The organism is Sulfuricella denitrificans skB26 (assembly GCF_000297055.2).
GTDB classification, from domain to species: Bacteria; Pseudomonadota; Gammaproteobacteria; order Burkholderiales; family Sulfuricellaceae; genus Sulfuricella; species Sulfuricella denitrificans.
Map to the genome: position 1 here is coordinate 20,693 of NC_022358.1, position 13,586 is coordinate 34,278.

Annotated in this window: 18 protein-coding genes; 10 read left to right on the plus strand and 8 right to left on the minus strand. The window is 55.0% G+C overall.

Annotated features, from left to right (window positions below; all coding sequences use genetic code 11):
* Positions 1-19: 19 nt before the first annotated feature.
* The 10 genes from hemE (at position 20) to SCD_RS15180 (ending at position 7,152) form a co-directional block, all read left to right on the plus strand.
* Positions 20-1,084, plus strand: a complete 1,065-nt coding sequence (gene hemE / locus SCD_RS15135; RefSeq protein WP_009207772.1) for a uroporphyrinogen decarboxylase — start codon at positions 20-22, stop codon at positions 1,082-1,084.
* Between the two features lie 10 nt (positions 1,085-1,094).
* Entirely contained in the window at positions 1,095-2,138 is a 1,044-nt protein-coding gene (locus SCD_RS15140) for a bifunctional UDP-4-keto-pentose/UDP-xylose synthase (protein WP_009207773.1), read from the plus strand.
* 36 nt (positions 2,139-2,174) lie between these two features.
* Positions 2,175-2,528: a YkgJ family cysteine cluster protein gene (locus tag SCD_RS15145; protein ID WP_041674330.1), complete on the plus strand. Its 354-nt coding sequence runs from the start codon at positions 2,175-2,177 to the stop codon at positions 2,526-2,528.
* 104 nt (positions 2,529-2,632) lie between these two features.
* Positions 2,633-3,412 carry a class I SAM-dependent methyltransferase gene (locus tag SCD_RS15150; protein WP_009207774.1) on the plus strand — a complete coding sequence of 260 codons (780 nt, stop codon included), beginning with the start codon at positions 2,633-2,635 and terminating at the stop codon, positions 3,410-3,412.
* A gap of 171 nt (positions 3,413-3,583) precedes the next feature.
* Positions 3,584-4,102: a peptidoglycan-associated lipoprotein Pal gene (pal, locus tag SCD_RS15155; RefSeq protein ID WP_009207775.1), complete on the plus strand. Its 519-nt coding sequence runs from the start codon at positions 3,584-3,586 to the stop codon at positions 4,100-4,102.
* Positions 4,103-4,944: 842 nt separating this feature from the next.
* A complete protein-coding gene (locus SCD_RS15160; protein WP_009207776.1) occupies positions 4,945-5,181 on the plus strand; it encodes a type II toxin-antitoxin system Phd/YefM family antitoxin in 237 nt (78 codons plus the stop codon).
* Complete coding sequence (locus SCD_RS15165; protein WP_009207777.1) at positions 5,178-5,573, plus strand: type II toxin-antitoxin system VapC family toxin; 396 nt, start codon at positions 5,178-5,180, stop codon at positions 5,571-5,573. The genes SCD_RS15160 and SCD_RS15165 overlap by 4 nt, the downstream gene beginning before the upstream one ends.
* 243 nt (positions 5,574-5,816) lie before the next feature.
* Entirely contained in the window at positions 5,817-6,392 is a 576-nt protein-coding gene (locus tag SCD_RS15170; RefSeq protein WP_009207778.1) for a recombinase family protein, read from the plus strand.
* 78 nt (positions 6,393-6,470) lie between these two features.
* Positions 6,471-6,764 (plus strand): type II toxin-antitoxin system HigB family toxin, encoded by a 294-nt coding sequence (locus tag SCD_RS15175; RefSeq protein ID WP_009207779.1) that lies wholly within the window; start codon positions 6,471-6,473, stop codon positions 6,762-6,764.
* A gap of 10 nt (positions 6,765-6,774) precedes the next feature.
* Positions 6,775-7,152, plus strand: a complete 378-nt coding sequence (locus tag SCD_RS15180; protein WP_009207780.1) for a helix-turn-helix domain-containing protein — start codon at positions 6,775-6,777, stop codon at positions 7,150-7,152.
* 59 nt (positions 7,153-7,211) lie between these two features.
* Here the strand turns inward: SCD_RS15180 and SCD_RS15185 are convergent, their stop codons facing one another.
* The 8 genes from SCD_RS15185 to SCD_RS15220 all read right to left on the minus strand — a co-directional run bounded on the left by SCD_RS15185 (position 7,212) and on the right by SCD_RS15220 (position 13,585).
* Entirely contained in the window at positions 7,212-7,676 is a 465-nt protein-coding gene (locus tag SCD_RS15185) for a rhodanese-like domain-containing protein (RefSeq protein ID WP_041674332.1), read from the minus strand.
* Positions 7,677-7,878: 202 nt separating this feature from the next.
* Entirely contained in the window at positions 7,879-8,739 is an 861-nt protein-coding gene (locus tag SCD_RS15190; RefSeq protein WP_148290873.1) for an alkaline phosphatase family protein, read from the minus strand.
* A gap of 29 nt (positions 8,740-8,768) precedes the next feature.
* Positions 8,769-9,497, minus strand: coding sequence for a formylmethanofuran dehydrogenase subunit E family protein (locus SCD_RS15195; protein ID WP_009207783.1), 729 nt, complete (start codon positions 9,495-9,497; stop codon positions 8,769-8,771).
* Between the two features lie 97 nt (positions 9,498-9,594).
* Positions 9,595-10,428, minus strand: coding sequence for a F0F1 ATP synthase subunit gamma (locus tag SCD_RS15200; RefSeq protein WP_009207784.1), 834 nt, complete (start codon positions 10,426-10,428; stop codon positions 9,595-9,597).
* The gene (locus tag SCD_RS15205) at positions 10,425-11,894 is read right to left on the minus strand and encodes a F0F1 ATP synthase subunit alpha (RefSeq protein WP_009207785.1); all 1,470 of its coding nucleotides are present in this window, start codon (positions 11,892-11,894) and stop codon (positions 10,425-10,427) included. Before SCD_RS15205 ends, SCD_RS15200 begins: the two co-directional genes overlap by 4 nt.
* Entirely contained in the window at positions 11,884-12,621 is a 738-nt protein-coding gene (locus tag SCD_RS15210; RefSeq protein ID WP_009207786.1) for a F0F1 ATP synthase subunit delta, read from the minus strand. The genes SCD_RS15205 and SCD_RS15210 overlap by 11 nt, the downstream gene beginning before the upstream one ends.
* A 7-nt stretch (positions 12,622-12,628) precedes the next feature.
* Entirely contained in the window at positions 12,629-12,895 is a 267-nt protein-coding gene (gene atpE / locus SCD_RS15215) for an ATP synthase F0 subunit C (protein WP_021035842.1), read from the minus strand.
* 6 nt (positions 12,896-12,901) lie between these two features.
* Complete coding sequence (locus tag SCD_RS15220) at positions 12,902-13,585, minus strand: F0F1 ATP synthase subunit A (RefSeq protein WP_009207788.1); 684 nt, start codon at positions 13,583-13,585, stop codon at positions 12,902-12,904.
* Position 13,586: the final 1 nt, after the last annotated feature.

Genomic DNA, 13,586 nt, shown 5'->3' on the forward strand with positions numbered 1-13,586 from the left:
ATTAACCGGGCAAATTTCCATGACCAAGCTCAAAAATGATACTTTCCTACGCGCCCTGCTGCGCCAGCCAACCGAATACACACCAGTGTGGATGATGCGCCAGGCAGGTCGCTACCTGCCGGAATACAGGCGGACGCGCAGCAGGGCCGGTGATTTTCTTGGTCTGTGTAAAAATCCGGACCTCGCCACGGAAGCCACCTTGCAGCCACTGGCGCGTTTTCCGCTTGATGCCGCCATCCTGTTTTCAGACATTCTTACCATTCCAGATGCGATGGGCTTGGGGCTGTATTTCAGCACTGGAGAAGGGCCGAAATTTAAGCGGCCACTGCACGATGAGAAAGAAATCTACGACCTGGTTGTACCCGATCTCGTCCATCTGCGCTATGTCATGGATGCCGTCAGCCAGATCCGCAAGGCGCTGAATAATGAAGTACCGCTGATCGGCTTTGCCGGCAGCCCATTTACGCTGGCTTGCTACATGGTGGAAGGCCGCAGCAGCTCGGATTTTATTAGAGTCAAGACGATGCTTTATCAGCGCCCAGAGCTACTGCACCACATTCTTGACGTCAACGCCCGAGCCGTCACCGTCTACCTCAACGCGCAGATCGAGGCCGGTGCCCAGGCGGTAATGATTTTCGACTCCTGGGGTGGAGCGCTGTCACACGCGGCTTATCATGAGTTCTCGCTGGCCTACACAAAGCAGATTGTTGAAGGCCTGAAACACGAACATGACGGCGCAAAGGTGCCGTGTATCGTCTTTACCAAGGGCGGTGGACTGTGGCTGGAAAGCATCGCTGCCAGCGGTTGCGAGGCCATCGGCCTGGACTGGACGGTGGACATCGGCGAAGCACGTCGCCGCGTTGGCGACAAAGTGGCGCTACAAGGCAATCTCGATCCGGCGGTGCTGTTCAGCAACCCCGACACCATCCACGCCGAAGTCGGCAAAGTCCTGCACAGCTACGGCTCGGGCAGCGGCCATGTATTCAACCTGGGACACGGTATTTCCCAGTTCACCAAGCCGGAAAATGCCGCCGCCATGGTTGCTGCGGTGCATGAATTGAGCCGACAATATCATTCCAATTAAGGAAAAAACGATGAAAAAAGTCCTGATCCTGGGCGTGAATGGCTTTATTGGCCACCACCTTTCCAAACGCATACTCGAGACGACCGATTGGGAAGTCTACGGCATGGACATGTACAGCGAGCGCGTCACCGAGCTGATGGCCAACCCGCGCTTCAACTTCTTTGAAGGTGACATCACCATCAACAAGGAGTGGATCGAGTACCACGTCAAGAAGTGCGATGTCATATTACCGCTGGTTGCCATCGCTACCCCCGCGACCTACGTCAAGGAACCGCTCAAGGTTTTCGAACTGGACTTCGAAGCCAACCTGCCGATCGTGCGCCAGTGCGTCCAGTACGGCAAGCACCTGATTTTCCCCTCCACCTCCGAAGTCTACGGCATGTGCCGCGACGAGGAATTCGACCCGGAGAATTCCGAGCTGATTCTCGGCCCGATCAACAAGCCGCGCTGGATCTACTCCTGCTCCAAGCAGCTGATGGATCGGGTAATCTTCGCCTACGCCCTGAAGACCGAATTCAATTTCACCCTGTTCCGCCCCTTCAACTGGATCGGCGCCGGGCTGGACAACATCAACACCGCCAAGGAAGGCAGCTCGCGCGTGATCACCCAGTTCCTCGGCCACATCGTACGCGGCGAGGATATCAAGCTGGTGGACGGCGGCACAGCCAAGCGCTCCTACACCTACGCCTCGGATGGCATCGACGCGCTGATGAAGATCATCGAAAACAAGAATGGCGTGGCAACCGGCCAGATCTACAACATCGGCAACCCGACCAACAACTACTCGGTGAAAGAACTGGCGCAGATGATGCTCGAACTCGCCAAACATTATCCCGAGTACAAGGAAACCGCACAAAAGGTCAAAATGCTGGAAGTCACCTCCGCCGACTACTACGGCAAGGGCTATCAGGACGTGCAGAACCGCGTGCCGAAAATCGACAACACCATGAAAGACCTCGACTGGAAACCTTCGGTCACCATGGCGGATGCGCTCAAGCATATCTATGAAGCCTACCGTGGGCAAGTGGCGGAAGCTCGCAAGTTGATGGATTAAAAATGGGGGCAGGGGTTTGCCGAGGACGCTCGGGTCATGACAAGCAATAGCCAGAAAATCAGGTTTTTCCGAGCACGCATTCCATCGTTCGAGTGCGAACCCGGTTGCCATGATTGCTGTGGGCCGGTAACCGCCTCTACCGAAGAGATGGCAAGGCTCCCAATCAAAAGCGATAAGGAGCATGAAGCGGCACTTGCTGATTTGAGCTGTCCGCACCTTGGGGGCAATGGCTGCCAAGTCTATGCAGAGCGCCCGCTGATCTGCCGTCTGTTTGGAACGACGCCACGGCTCGCCTGCCCGAATGGCAAGCGGCCTGAGGTGATGGTCGATTCGCAAATAGAGCAGCAGATCCACCGTTTTTTTGTGGAGACGCGCCATGTGCTGGTTTGAGCCATACCACAAGCGTAATGCAAGATCATCGAATAACGGCGGGGGTTTCCTACCAAGTTTAGCTTCTCGGTGGTTTATTTTATGGAAATAATTGAGGAATAGTCATGACCGTTGCGACAAGGCAAACTTGGAACCCAGTGCAATATTCTAAAAATGCCCGCTTTGTTTCCGACCTTGGTATGCCGGTAGTTGAACTGCTGGCACCGTGCGCGGGTGAGTGCATTCTGGATTTAGGGTGCGGTGATGGGCCGTTGACCAAAAAGCTGGCTGACTTTGGCTGCCAAGTTGTCGGTGTTGATGCCAGTCAGGAAATGATAACGGCAGCACTGTCGCTTGGGTTGGATGCCTACGTGATGGATGGGCATTCTCTTCAATACAAGTGCAAGTTTGATGCCGTATTTACCAACGCGGCACTTCATTGGATGAAACAACCCGAGAAAGTTATTGCGGGTGTCTGGAAGGCGCTCAAGCCGGGCGGACGGTTCGTGGGCGAGTTTGGTGGCTACGGCAACGTGGCAACTATTGTAGCGGCTTTGGAATCGATGCTCGTTAAACGCGGGATTGAAGCAAAGGCCGTTAATCCTTGGTACTTTCCAGGTATTGAGGAATATAAGAACCACTTAGAAGCGCGCGGGTTTACTGTCAATACGATCATGCTTGTTCCTCGCCCGACGCCTTTGCCTGGCGACTTGGTGGGTTGGCTCGAAACGTTTGCCAAAAGTTTCACTGCGGCCTTGCCTGCGTCGGAGCATATGCAGTTCCTTGAAGAAGCGGCGGGGTTGTGTCGCACGAAACTAAGCAACGCCGATGGCAGCTGGACAGCTGATTATGTACGGTTGCGTTTTTATGCGACCAAAGCCAACAGATGCCGCCCTGGCATGTAGAAGTGCGCCAGTTCCGTATTGGTAAACGCCCCCACCGAAGAGATCCGTCAAAAGCAATGAGGGGCGCGTTCAAAAACCAAGTGCAACATTTTGGGAGTGGGGATTTACAAGGAGTTGAGTATTGAAGAGCGAAGTAATTTAACGGTGTACTAAAATTAAGGAGAGTATGAGATGAAAAAAACATTATTCAGCGTTTTGTTGGTCAGCCTGTTGGCAGCTTGTGCTGGACAGGACGTTAAGGATCAGCCCAAGACGGCGGCCGAGAACAGTGCGGCGAAACAGGCTAGTATTAATACCCAGTCCGCTGGTCAACAATCGGTAACAACCAATCCCCTGAAAGACCCCAACAACATCCTGTCCAAGCGCAGCGTATATTATGATTTCGACAAATCTGACGTGAAGGATGAATACACGCCGATGATCGAGGCGCATTCCAAGTATTTGACCAGTAATAAAAATGCCAAGCTTACCGTGCAGGGCAATTGCGATGAGCGTGGTAGTCGCGAATACAATATTGCTCTGGGCAATCGCCGTGCCGACAGCGTAAAGAAGATAATGAATGTGTTCGGTGCATCAGATAGCCAGATCGAGGTTGTCAGTTTCGGTGAAGAGAAACCCCGTACTGCTTGTCATGATGAATCCTGCTGGAAGGAAAACCGTCGTTCAGATATCGTTTACCAAGGCGAGTGAAATTCAATCCAAAGTAAGTTATTCAGGCTGGGTGAAGCAATTCCCCGGCCTTTTTCCTGTCCAAAACCTTTAACGCACTACGTAAGCAAGATGGGAAGTTTCTATGCATAGTTGAGCGATGGCGGAGATTTGTAATCCTCTGATCACAAGGGGGCACCTGCCGCAAATCACCTTCTGAATCTAAATATCTGTTTGGGTCGGGTGCTGCCGACTAGCTTTTCTGGAAGCCGTCATTCAAGTTAGTTTCCGCGAATATTTCCCAATAAATATTGAAAATGACTGGTGCTGGATCTGGGGCAGTCATTAATTCTGCATACCAAAATTATTTCCTCAAACTGAAAGCAGTCATTCTCCTGTGCCAATTTTCGAGCCTCGCTGACCGGCCGCAATGGCCGATGAAGGGACCGTCACCCAAACCCAGAAAAGTTTACGTAAAAAATCTGTAAATAATATTGACCGTCGAAAATCTCCGCACCCGCCGATTGATTTTTTTGTTTTCCACCGGCTTGGCCCGTGGAAAATCGGCAGGTCACCGATTCCAAAAAACTCAACCGTCTCCTTGCGAGTGTCTGCCTCCGGCCTGGCGCACTTCGTTTGCCTAAATTTGACTTACGTCTTACAAAATCAAGATCAAATACCCAGACAAAGATCTTAAATGACCTTTAATACTACACACACCAAGAGTAGAAATTAAAGAGACAAAGAGCATGGTAAAGAGGCAAGAAAACCATATATACCCGTCCGTAAAAGCCCCCCCGCTTTCCCACCATCAAAAATGACTTGACCATATAGTCATATCTGCCTATTATATGACTACAGGCGTATGACTATAGGAGTTAACCATGAACAACCAGCTTATCTCTAAATCCGAATTCAAATCCAAAGCCCTTGAGTACTTTCGCCAAGTCGAAGCATCCGGCGAAACCGTCATTGTTACCGATCATGGCAAACCGACTCTGGAAGTTCGTCCCTATCGCGGAAGAGCGCGCCCTCCCCTGGATATTTTGCGTGGGTCCGTAATCCGCTACGAAAAGCCCACTGACCCTGTGGGTGAGAATGACTGGGAGGCTGCACAGTGATCGTACTGGATACACACACTCTTATATGGTGGGTTACAGGCGATGCTGCACTTAGCAAAACAGCTAAGGATGAGATCAATCGAGAGCTTGAAGGTGGTGACATCATTATTTCTGCTATCTCAGCATGGGAAATTTCCATGCTGGTTGCAAACCAGCGTTTGGTGTTGTCAATGGAAGTTAATGCCTGGCTTTCAACCGTTGCCGAAATTGAAGCGGTCAGCTTTATGCCTGTCGATATCGAAATCGCCACAAAGTCCGTTGAACTGCCTGGCGAGTTCCACAAAGATCCTGCGGATAGAATGATTGTGGCAACAGCCAGAAAACTTGCTGTGCCTCTGGTCACCAAGGACGAAAAAATTCGTGCTTACCCGCATGTAAAAACTATTTGGTAATTTGGGCGGGAGCAAGTTGGTGAATTTTCGGACAGCTAACTTTTTACTACTTTTCTCAAATGTACGCTGAAAATTATCTGTCCATGATGGACAGCCAGAAAAAGTGGATTTGGCCCTGTCAGAAACCGAACGTTTTTAACACAGGGGCAAAGAATCCAGTAGAAACTGTTAGAAAGTGTACTTGCGTAATATCTAACAGGCCTGTATTATAGACATCGTTTTCTAACAGTCTCGGAGGGCAAAATGGCGATTTTTGGATACAGTCGGGTTTCGACCGGTCAGCAAACCACTGAAAATCAAAAAATGGAAATTGAGCAGTCCGGCTTCAAAATCGATTACTGGTTTTCGGATGACGGGGTCAGTGGAAAAGTCCCTGCTGGAAAACGTCCGCAATTTGCCAAATTGCTCGAAAAAATCCGTGACGGCGAAACGCTCGTTGTCAGCAAGCTCGATCGTTTGGGTCGTGATGCTCTTGATGTCCTCCAGACCACCCGGCATTTAGCCGAACGACAGATCCGAGTTGTTGTCCTGCAACTGGGTGGTACTGATATTACCTCCCCTGCCGGGAAAATGCTGATGTCCATGCTGGCTGCTGTAGCTGAGATGGAACGCGATCTCATGGTGGAACGGACACATGCCGGTTTGGCTCGAGCAAGGAAAGAAGGCAAACAGATTGGGCGCCCTTCGAAGACGACGCCTGAGCAGCGTATTGAGATTCTTGAGGCATTGGGTCGAGGAGAATCGGTCAGTTCTCAGGCTAGGCGTTACAGTATTTCCAGGGCGAATGTGATTGGGATTAGGGAGACGGCATTGAATTGATGAGCTTGCCATCTTTAAAAACCACAGCAGATGATTTAATACACTTGATACCAATACGGTATCAGTCTAGAATGCCAAATGCACATCATTGCTTTTAGAACTTTGCGAGAATGTTGGGAACGTCACCCCCAGGCAGAAACTCCGCTACGTGGCTGGTATGCTGAAACTAGTAATGCCGACTGGGAGACCCCTTCCGACATCAAGGCGGTTTACAGGAATGCCAGTTTTCTGCCCAACAATCGGGTCGTATTCAACATCAAAGGCAACGACTACAGATTAGTTGTCGCTATTCGCTACACACAGGGTCTGATGTTTGTTCGATTCGTCGGCACTCATGCAGAATATGACCGTATTAATGCTGCTACCATTTAGGAGCAACGCCATGAACATTAAACCGATTCACTCCGAAGCTGATTATCAGGGCACGCTAACTGAGATTGAGGCATTGTGGGACGCAGGCGACGGCAGCGAGGCTGCAGAGAAGTTGGAGGTGCTGTCTTTGCTCATCGAGACTTATGAGAAAAAGCACTTCCCAATAGAGGCTCCCGATCCTGTCGATTTTCTGCAGTACATCATGGAGACGCGCGGCCTGACCCGCAAGGATATGGAACCTTACATCGGGCCGCGTGGCCGGGTATCGGATATTCTGAACCGAGTACGGCCAATGTCCCTGGAGATGATTCGTCGTTTGTCTGTGGGTTTAGGATTGCCAGCGACTGTGCTGATTCAGGATTACCCATTGAAACAGGAAGTTGCTTAATTCGCGATATCTTCCGTTTCGTGAGTAGGCTCTAATACGATAAACGTGACATGCTAAGGTTATTTTTCTGGTGCCGTAGACGGTGTGGTTGCTGTGACTAGATCAACCAAACCACCTTTCAGGAAAATCGCATTATTGAATCCCACACTTTTCAGCATGGCGGTAGCGCCCACCGATCTGCTCCAGCCATGGCAAACTACGATGATCGGTTTGTTGGTAGGCAACTTGGCAAGATTTTCTGCCTTGAACAATTCATTCATCGGAATGTTGAGGGTGTTTTTGTAAGAGATTCCCACCACTGCTTGCTCGGCGGGAGTACGCACATCGAGAAACACGAAATCTTCTTTCTTCGCCATCATTTCTAACACTTTAGCCGCTGAGATATTGCCGGTTGATTTAGCAAGCGCGGCCTGGTCCATCTTCGACGTCATTTCCAGGTAGTGCTCGGAGAGTTTTTGGTCAAAGGCATAGGCTGAGCCAATGCTGGCGATGCAGAACGTGAGCACGAAAATGATCTTTTTCATTTCAGACTCCTGGTTAGTAAAGGGGTAATCACCTTTTAACATTAGCACATCATGATATTCTTACAAGTTTGCCAATAAGTACTTTATTCGCAGGAAGCAAACCCCCATGCCCGCAGGTTCACACTAGCCAGAATCTCTGAAAACGCAGGGTTTATCACAATAATAAGTTATTTACTGCTTTCGTCAGCACCATTCACCGGGCTTATTGCTGCTTCAGTTCGTGCTTTCCCATCGCCAGAGGTTCATCGGCCGCAAACATTTGTTGCATGATGTCCTTGAGCCCGGTAATGTGAAATGCGCCTGCTGAAAGCGGAGGAAGGTTGTGGTCGGCGGCAATGATCAGCGGCAGCTTGAAGTCATCGGGATGGCTGGTGCCATGCTGGCGGTCATGTCCGGCATGATCACTCGTCACGACGATAAGGTAGGTGCCGCGTTTGCCGACATCGGCCAGCAACGACGCCAGCTCCAGGTCGATATAAGTAAGCTCGCCGAGGTATTCCGGCGAGAGCCAGCCGTAGTCCGTTCCTGCATCTTCGAGCCCGCTCACGTGCAGGAATGCGAAGCGCTTGCCACCCTTGCTGAAAAAAGCACGGGCCATGTCAATGCCGTCGTCCCGTGCCAGCGCATGCTCGTCCACCGCATAACTGAGCAGATAACCAAGTTTCTGTTTGGCGTAAAAGAAGGCCGTGCGAAATCCGCGCTGCCTAGCGTCGTCAAATAGTGTTTCCCTCGCCACCTGCGGCATGCCCGGCTTCCAGTCGTTGTCCTGCTTGCCGCTTTCCTCGGGCGTGAGCCCGGTCATCATCGCCGTGTGTGCGATCAGGGTTTTCGGCGGATCGACGCTCTTCCCGGCCAAGGTGTAGCGCCCCGACCGCATCAGGGCGTATAGCGTTGGCGAGGTCTTTTCGCTCAACGCGTCGGGATGCAGGGCGTCGATCGAAACGATGAGCACGGTCTCAACTTCGCGGGCAAAAGCGGGCACGGCGAACATCAAACCGAGACACAGAATGCCGATCTTCATCATCACCGAACACCTCAAAACGTGATTACTGGACCGATTCACCAGCGCCCCTCCTACCTTACAAAACGCATTCAGTGCGCTTCCAGCACGTTCTTGTAGTCGTTGTCACGGCGTTTCCCCATGTCCTTGCAAGGCGGCTCCGGCCATGTGTAGACAGGAATTTCCGTCACGTCCACTGATTCGATTGCCGGCCGGCTCACCAGCTTCTTCGCATAATCCCATTGCAAGTCCTGGAACAGGTCGATGTCAGCGGGAGTAAAGCTGCCGGACTCGATTTGTTTCATCTGGGTGCGCACGTCCTTGGGATAGGTGGCGGCGTTGATGACCACGCGCACCGTCTTGCCGGTGGAAATCCGCTGCACCACGAAATCGCTTTCCCTGAGCTTTGGATCAATCAGGTGAGTGCCGAAACGGGTGCGGGTGCCGGTGAGATAGGACGCCACGTCGCCGCCACAGGCGGAGTTGTTGGAGGCGATGCGCAGGTCGGTGCGATCAATGATGCCGTCAGGAAATAACCGGTCGAACGCCACGCGCAAGGCCGTTGCACCTTCCACCAGACCGCCGCAGAAGTGACCGTGGAACTTGATCAGATCTTTGATGGTGATGGTCTTGGTCTCGCTGGCGTAGCGGCCGTACTTGTTCACGGTGTCGCGAACTTCGAATTTTGGTACGTACGGCGCAGTAGCCAACCATTCAGGAAAATACCAGCCCGACGCATTTTCGGGTTCGAACCGTGGCGCCGTTGTGCCGCAGCCAGCAAGAACAAGGACAACCAGAACCATCAATACCCAACGCATCATGACCCACTCCTTGCAAATTACCTTTAAATTCTAGTCCACTTTAGCGCTATGGCCGGTTAATTCGCCGGCCCTACGCTGCCCTGTATATCTGTTCCGTTCATTTCTCTTCCGCGAATGCCTGCTGGCTGGACAAGATCACTTCGATTTCCTCCACGATTTTTTCCTGGCGCAGAGCGTTGCGCTTGAGGGCAAGGCTAGCGATGGTTTCGTCGAGGCGGTCGAGCGCATGTTCCATGTGAGCAAGGCGCTGGCGGTTTTCCGCCGCCAGCGACTCGTAGAGCAGGCCGTACAATGCCCCCAGGAGGTACTGGTCGAGCAGTTCGGAAAAAAACTCTGGCGGCGCGAGTTGCAGGCGCGGCGGATGCGCGAAGTGCGGCGCGTGCGGCGGATCGAAGGGCAAGAGGCGCTTCAGGGCTGGCTCGCCCTCGGCTTCATGGGCCAGACTGAAGAGCGCCGCGCCATCGCCGGAAAGCTGCCGGCTCACCATGTGCAAGGCGTCCATCAGGCGATTCAGCACGCTAGGCACGTCTTCCGTCATGGTTGGGCCGTCGAGTCGGGCGATCACGCCGGGGTGGGTTTCCAGCTTTACCCCAAGACGATGGCCTACCACCAGAAGCGCGGGAGCGGGTTGCTCAATCGGAAGGGCTTCAAGGGCGGCGAGGACGCGCTCGTTGAAGTTGCCGCAAAAACCGCGCTCAGAGCCAATCAGCAACAGGATCGCCGGCTGCTTCCCACCCACGTTCGCGACAGGGAAGAAGCTCAGGAAATCGGCAGCAGCAGCCTGAATGTTGGCCAACATGCGGCGCTGGTGGCCGATGAAACGGGCGAGCTTGCGCGTTTCCACCAGCGACAGGCTTTTCATCGCCGTCATGATGCCGCTGATTTCCTTGAGCCGCGCGAAGCGCTGCGAGAGTTCGGCCTGGCCACTCATGGTACATCATCAAGCCAGTTTTTCAGCCGCACCAGCCATTCGTCCCGGCCTGTATCTAGCGGCAGAGGCACATGTTCCAGGCCGGCCAGAATCTTTTGCAGCGCATCGGGTAAGGTATTCGGCTCGAAGGCATCGAGCAGCCCCGTGTTGAAGGCGATCATCCAGGCGAGGTGGAAGGTAGCGGGCAGAGGATTCAGACGTTCCTGCTTGAGGATTTCGCGCAACAGCCGGCCGCGCCGGATCTTGACCTCTGTACCCGCCTCCAGTTTGGTGCCGAAGCGGGTGAAGACCTCCAGTTCGAGAAATTGCAGATAATCGAGCTTCATCCTGCTCGCCTCTTCACGGATGCGCGGATGCTGCGCCTTGCCGCCGATGCGCGACACCGACAGCGGCACGTCTACTGCGGGCAGGATGCCGGCGGCAAACAGACGCCGGTCGAGGTAGATCTGACCGTCGGTAATGGAAATGAGATTGGTGGGGATGTAGGCGGCAATTTCACCTTCCTCGGTTTCGACCAAGGGCAGCGCAGTCAAGCTGCCGCCGCCGTGATCCGGCGAGAGCCGGGTGGATCGTTCGAGCAGGCGCGCGTGCAGGTAGAAGATGTCGCCGGGATAGGCCTCGCGCCCCGGCGGGCGGTGCATAAGGAGCGACAGCTCGCGGTAGGCGCGGGCGTGGGTGGTGAGGTCGTCGTAGATCACCAGAGTATCCTCGCCGCGTCGCATCCAGCCCTCGGCGATGGCGCAGCCGGCGAAGGGGGCAAGATATTTCATGCCCGGCGTGGCCGTGGCCTCCCCAACCACCACCGTGGTGTAGGCCAGCGCACCGTGGCGCCGCAGCAGGTCGATCACCAGCGCCGCCTCGGAGCGCTTCTGCCCAATCATGACGTAAACGCACTTCACTCCCTGCCCGGCTTGCGCCACCACGGTGTCCAGCGCGAGCGAGGTCTTGCCGGTGCCGGAATCGCCGATGATGAGCTGGCGCTGGCCGCGACCGATGGGAATCAGGGTATCGACCACCTTGGCGCCGGTGTAGAGCGGACGATTGACGAAGTCCCGTGCCACGATGGGCGGCGACGCCCCCTCCAAGGGGGAGAATCCGTCGGCATCATAAGGCGGCATGGCGTCGAGGGGCTTGCCCAGCGGGTCCACCACACGCCCGAGTAGTCCGTCACCGACACCGATCTCAAGCCGCTCGCCAGTATGGGAAACCAGGGAGCCGGAAGCAACGTTCGCCTCCGGGTCGAGCAGGATTACTCCGAGGCGTTCCTTCTGCAATTCGAACACCATGCCACGGCTGCCGTCCTCGAAATGCAGGATTTCCTCCGCCGCCGCCGAGGGCAGGCCATAGACCCAGGCGATGCCATCACCCACCGAGGCAACTCGCCCTTTCTCGCCCAGCCGCAGGGTAAAACGGTAATCTTCCACCCGCCGCGCCAGGCGGTCTAGCAGCCCGACTTCAGCCACCATGGTCGAAGTTCCCGCTGAAAAAACTGAGTTCGTCGCGCAGGTTGGCCATCAGCACCCAGGAGCCGGCCATGATACAGATACCCGCCTTGAGCACGGCATCATCGCTAAATTCGGGTGAGATCGTCCGGCCCGCCAGACGACCAAGAGCCAGGGTGAAGGCCGCGCGCTGCGCATCGTCAAGGGGATAGGCGCTGACCACCTTGATGCTCACACTGGTATCGCGCAGGGCGTCCAGTTTCTCCGGCGCCAGGGCGTCGAGTTCGCTCAGGGCAAGCTCCACCAGCTTGGCTTCCAGCTCGGGGCCAGCCAAGCGATCGAGAAAACGGCTGGCGAAGCGGGCGGCAATGGTCACCGCTTCGCGTTCCAGGGCCGCTTCGTGCTCGCTTCTCTCGCGCGCCTCCAGCATTTGCCGGCGTTGGCGGTCAGTATTGACTTCAGTCTCCACGGCGGCCAGGCGCCGCACCCGCTCGGCGGCGATTTCCTCGGCTAGCCCGGCCCTGGCCGCCACGCGTTCCTGATCCACGCCCGCCAGCCGCCCCAGGCATTCGCTTTTCAGCCCTTCCGCTTCGCGCCGCATCGCCGCAGCGTCCGCGATCGTCTTCGCCGTCTCGGCCTGGCGTTTTTCGATCACCGCCAGCACCGGGCGGTAGAAAAAATGCTTCAGCAGCCACACCAGCACCAGGAAGTTGATCACTTCGAGGATAAAGGTCGTCAGATCGAATTCCATGGCGCGGCTACTTCAGCAGGTATTCGAGCAGCGGGTTGCGGAACAGCACGATGAGTACAATCACCAGCACGTAAATCGCCAGTGATTCGATCATCGCCAGGCCGATGAACAGCGTGCGCGAGATCGCCTTCTCGGCCTCGGGCTGGCGCGCCAGGGCGTCCAGCGCCTGGGTGATGGCACGCCCCATGGCGATGGCCGGAAAGATCACACCGACGGCGATGGCGGCAAGCGCACCGCCGGTGGAAAGCAGGGTAAACCAGGTCATCTTGTCCATCAATGATTACTCCTTTTTATTAAGTTCATGTGATTGCAGGGCGCCGGCCACGTAAACCAGTGCCAGCGTGCCGAAAATATAGGCCTGAACCAACGCCTCGACGATGTGCAGCATGAGGAGCGGTATCGGCGCGAGAAAACCGGCCACCAGCAGCACCAGCAGCGCCGCCATCTCCAGGCTCATCATATTGCCGAACAGGCGCACCGCCAAGGCCAGGGTGCGGGTGACCTCGCCCAGCAAGTGAAACGGCAGCAGGATCGGGTTGGGGTCGAGATAATGGCGCAAATAGGCCCTGAGACCGTCGATGCGGATGCCGAACCAGTGCACCGAGAGGAACACCAGCATGGCCAGCGCCACCGTCAACGACAGGTCGCCCGTGGGCGAGCGCAGGCCCGGCACCAGGCCCATCAGGTTGGCCGCGGCGATAAACAGCCACAAAGTGCCGATGAATGGCAGCAACCGCGCGTCGTTGCCTGGCGCCGTGTCTTCAATCGCCTGCTGCAAGGCAAGCACCGTACCTTCCAGTGCCATTTGCAGGCGCGAGGGCGAATCTACGCTCAGACGCCGCGTACCGAACCAGACGAACCCTACCAACAAGGCCATCAGCAGCCAGGTAGTGAGCACCGTGGCGCCGATGTGCAGCGGCCCGAGGTGAAAAGCCAGCAGCTCCAAAAATTCCGGTTTGCCCATT

Coding starts and splice junctions, on each gene's coding strand:
- hemE (WP_009207772.1), top strand. CDS start 20: ATGACCAAGCTCAAAAATGATACTTTCCTACGCGCCCTGCTGCGCCAG.
- SCD_RS15210 (WP_009207786.1), bottom strand. CDS start 12,621: ATGGAATTCGATCTGACGACCTTTATCCTCGAAGTGATCAACTTCCTG.
- atpE (WP_021035842.1), bottom strand. CDS start 12,895: ATGGACAAGATGACCTGGTTTACCCTGCTTTCCACCGGCGGTGCGCTT.
- SCD_RS15220 (WP_009207788.1), bottom strand. CDS start 13,585: ATGGGCAAACCGGAATTTTTGGAGCTGCTGGCTTTTCACCTCGGGCCG.
- SCD_RS15145 (WP_041674330.1), top strand. CDS start 2,175: ATGACAAGCAATAGCCAGAAAATCAGGTTTTTCCGAGCACGCATTCCA.
- SCD_RS15140 (WP_009207773.1), top strand. CDS start 1,095: ATGAAAAAAGTCCTGATCCTGGGCGTGAATGGCTTTATTGGCCACCAC.
- SCD_RS15200 (WP_009207784.1), bottom strand. CDS start 10,428: ATGAGTGGCCAGGCCGAACTCTCGCAGCGCTTCGCGCGGCTCAAGGAA.
- SCD_RS15150 (WP_009207774.1), top strand. CDS start 2,633: ATGACCGTTGCGACAAGGCAAACTTGGAACCCAGTGCAATATTCTAAA.
- SCD_RS15175 (WP_009207779.1), top strand. CDS start 6,471: ATGCACATCATTGCTTTTAGAACTTTGCGAGAATGTTGGGAACGTCAC.
- SCD_RS15170 (WP_009207778.1), top strand. CDS start 5,817: ATGGCGATTTTTGGATACAGTCGGGTTTCGACCGGTCAGCAAACCACT.
- SCD_RS15180 (WP_009207780.1), top strand. CDS start 6,775: ATGAACATTAAACCGATTCACTCCGAAGCTGATTATCAGGGCACGCTA.
- SCD_RS15195 (WP_009207783.1), bottom strand. CDS start 9,497: ATGATGCGTTGGGTATTGATGGTTCTGGTTGTCCTTGTTCTTGCTGGC.
- SCD_RS15160 (WP_009207776.1), top strand. CDS start 4,945: ATGAACAACCAGCTTATCTCTAAATCCGAATTCAAATCCAAAGCCCTT.
- SCD_RS15205 (WP_009207785.1), bottom strand. CDS start 11,894: ATGGTGGCTGAAGTCGGGCTGCTAGACCGCCTGGCGCGGCGGGTGGAA.
- pal (WP_009207775.1), top strand. CDS start 3,584: ATGAAAAAAACATTATTCAGCGTTTTGTTGGTCAGCCTGTTGGCAGCT.
- SCD_RS15185 (WP_041674332.1), bottom strand. CDS start 7,676: ATGAAAAAGATCATTTTCGTGCTCACGTTCTGCATCGCCAGCATTGGC.